This is a genomic window from Seohaeicola zhoushanensis (assembly GCF_014656415.1).
Lineage (GTDB): Bacteria > Pseudomonadota > Alphaproteobacteria > Rhodobacterales > Rhodobacteraceae > Seohaeicola_A > Seohaeicola_A zhoushanensis.
Genome location: NZ_BNCJ01000060.1, coordinates 1 through 2,676 on the forward strand (window position 1 = coordinate 1; position 2,676 = coordinate 2,676).

Annotated in this window: 3 protein-coding genes; all 3 read left to right on the forward strand. The window is 63.6% G+C overall.

Annotated elements, in window-relative coordinates:
- Window positions 1–391: 391 nt before the first annotated feature.
- Entirely contained in the window at window positions 392–1,261 is an 870-nt protein-coding gene (locus tag IE266_RS26655; RefSeq protein WP_189683170.1) for a hypothetical protein, read from the forward strand.
- 211 nt (window positions 1,262–1,472) lie between these two features.
- Complete coding sequence (locus tag IE266_RS26660; RefSeq protein ID WP_189683171.1) at window positions 1,473–1,973, forward strand: hypothetical protein; 501 nt, start codon at window positions 1,473–1,475, stop codon at window positions 1,971–1,973.
- A gap of 151 nt (window positions 1,974–2,124) precedes the next feature.
- Window positions 2,125–2,661, forward strand: coding sequence for a hypothetical protein (locus IE266_RS26665; RefSeq protein WP_189683172.1), 537 nt, complete (start codon window positions 2,125–2,127; stop codon window positions 2,659–2,661).
- Window positions 2,662–2,676: the final 15 nt, after the last annotated feature.

Genomic DNA, 2,676 nt, shown 5'->3' on the forward strand with positions numbered 1-2,676 from the left:
ACCCTACCGAGAAACCCGATGGCCACCGACAGCTACACCACGCACCGGGACGTCACCATTTCAATCCCTGAAAAACCGCCCGGTAGGGACTTTTCAGGTGTTCCCATATACCTATGTTCTGTTTTCCAGAGCCATTTTGCCGCGCCAAATCAGCATGATGGCCTCCGTCCCAAGGAAGGGATCCGGGGTCCCTACGCCGGTTTCCGGAGGGGCGATGCGGGAAACCGGACCTGACCGATCGCGATCCGGAGAAGCGCTGAAACTCACGGGCGGATAGGGTCGCCATCACGGGGCCAGAAAGCGCGCTACACCGACTGATTTTTTCTTTTTGGCTCGTTGGCAGTCGCACCCAGTTTCTCTCCAGCCCCTACAGGCCCTACAGGAGAGAGACATGGACATCGAAGACATCGGCCCCGATGCCGTCACGTATTGCGAGACCGGAATCGCCGCAGACCACATGTATCGCATGTCGGCCTACTTCATCCAAACCCGAGCGCCCGCGCTGCCGGCCCAAATGATGGTGCATCGCGTCCTTCACGCGCTGTTGCATCATACGTGCCGACGGCTGAAGTCGTGGCGGCCGGACATGATCCAGCCTGAGGAAGGCTACCGCATGCGGTGTGTGGATGCCCGTCGCCTGTTCGGACTGGAGAGCAGCAATGACAACCGCGCAATCGCTCGTGCGCTCGATCCGCTGCGCGACACCGGCCTGTTCGACCATCTGTTCTTGGTTCACGACAACCGGTGGCTGGCCTGGCGTTTCCGCGATGAGACGCTCTCCATGCTGCTCGCGGACAATCGGTACGCATTGCTCGACGCCAGCATCCTGCCAAAACTCACGTCGATCCTGGGCTACCGAATTCACACTTTCGTTGCGCTCGCGCGGCGGATGCGGAAGCCGATGTTTGCCTTTGATCTCGACCTGCTCAGCGAGGGACTCGCTCAGTCTGACCAGCCCTGGTCGAAGCTCAGCGCACGAGTCCTGCGGGCGCTACAAACGTGTTGTGCCCATCACGACCTGAGGGCTTTCGTGCTGCTGCGCGAGACCGGGAGCCGCCGTGGCATTGATCACATCGAAGTGCGCCTTGTGCGGGCCGGATCCCAATGGTCCAAGGATCGATTGGCGAAGATCGATCTGGAGGTGCGCCGTGTGTTCTTTGTCGGTGGAGATGGCCATGAGATGTTCAGGCCCGCGGAAATCGGGAGCGTCATCGATCGCAGGCGTTCCGCCAAGGCGGACAAGACAGGCCGTACCGCATGACCCGGTAGCGTTTCGCGACGCCGATCACGGGCGTCGCCCTTTCGGTTTCCGGAGACCGGCGATCGCGACAAGGCCGAGGGGGGGGATAACAGGTGCTGGCCGAGGGCCGGACGCGGCGTGAGGTGGGATCTGCGACACCTCACACCGCGACCGGTCCGGGAGGGCCAGGGTGGTTGGCGGTGTTGTTCACAACATCATCCAGGAGAACCGCATGACACAAACTTCGACGACCAAGCCCGCGGGAGCGGCAGGCGAAGATCCCAGAACACCTGATATGGCAACGCATCTCAGTTCGATGCTCACGGTATTGGCGACCGAACTCCGGCCGGTCCTCGGCGCCGACACGTCGCCGCAGGCCCGTCGCGTAACAGCCTGGCTGAACGGGGGAGGCGAGGTGGCCGAACATGGTCGCTTCGACGAGGCGGCTCTGACCGCACTCGTCTGCGACCTGGTCACGCTGCGCAACGCGCGGTTTGTCTTCGCTCTCGGGCCGGATCGGGCGGTGAAGCCGCGCCGGGCCGTGGCAGTGAACGACACCGGCGGTGCCGCAGCCCTCGGTGCCGCTGTCTCGCACCTTGTCGCGGGCATCGGGAAGGTCGACGCGGAGATGGCGCTGCGCCTCGCAAGGACGGCGCTCGTCCAGGACGAAACGCATCGACGCGACGTTGCGGAGCGTATCCTCGCGCACCCCGGAATGCTCAGCCGATTCTGAGGCAGTGGCCTGCGACCGGGATCACCGGATCCAATCCGGCCGATGCGCGGCGGCTATCCCGCTCTTCAAATCCCAACCCATGCCCTCGATCCGGCCGCGGCATCTCCGCGGCCGGGCCGTTCTCGACCCCGTAAACTCAGTTGGACTCATCATGTCGAATGCCCATTTCCGTTTTCACGCTGGCGACATCGTCTGCTTCCGATTTCCGCGCCGCGAGGGGCCATCGTACGCACGCCCCTGCCTCGTGCTCCAGGCTATCGGGACAGAACTTGTGATCGCCTACGGCACCACCTCGACAACCCGCTCTAACCGAGGTCTCGAGGTCAGCGTCGAGGCCGATTTCGCGGCCTGCGGGCTTGACCGGCCGACGCGGTTTGTCTGTGCACGCAGGATCCGCGTCGATCATACCGACCCGCGCATCGAACCTTGCCCGGATGGCGGAACCCCGGTCATCGGCCGTCTCCCGGCCCGCTACATTCCTCAATTGGCAGGTGTCTTCATGGACATCGCGAAAGCGTTCCCCGATCCGGACGTGCGGGCGCAGGCGGAGCGGGCGGGCATCCACCCTCCGAAACCCATGCGCGGCTCTCACCTCAATCGTCGACGTCCCCTATCCCCACCGGTCGTTATGGTTCGGGCGGCAAAGTCGTTCCGACGCCCGGACCGTGCAAGCGGTTCGGCACACTGACGACCCATATGTTTT

Bases quoted from the DNA above. Each gene is read 5' to 3' on its own strand.
- IE266_RS26660 (WP_189683171.1), top strand. From the start codon at position 1,473: ATGACACAAACTTCGACGACCAAGCCCGCGGGAGCGGCAGGCGAAGAT.
- IE266_RS26665 (WP_189683172.1), top strand. From the start codon at position 2,125: ATGTCGAATGCCCATTTCCGTTTTCACGCTGGCGACATCGTCTGCTTC.
- IE266_RS26655 (WP_189683170.1), top strand. From the start codon at position 392: ATGGACATCGAAGACATCGGCCCCGATGCCGTCACGTATTGCGAGACC.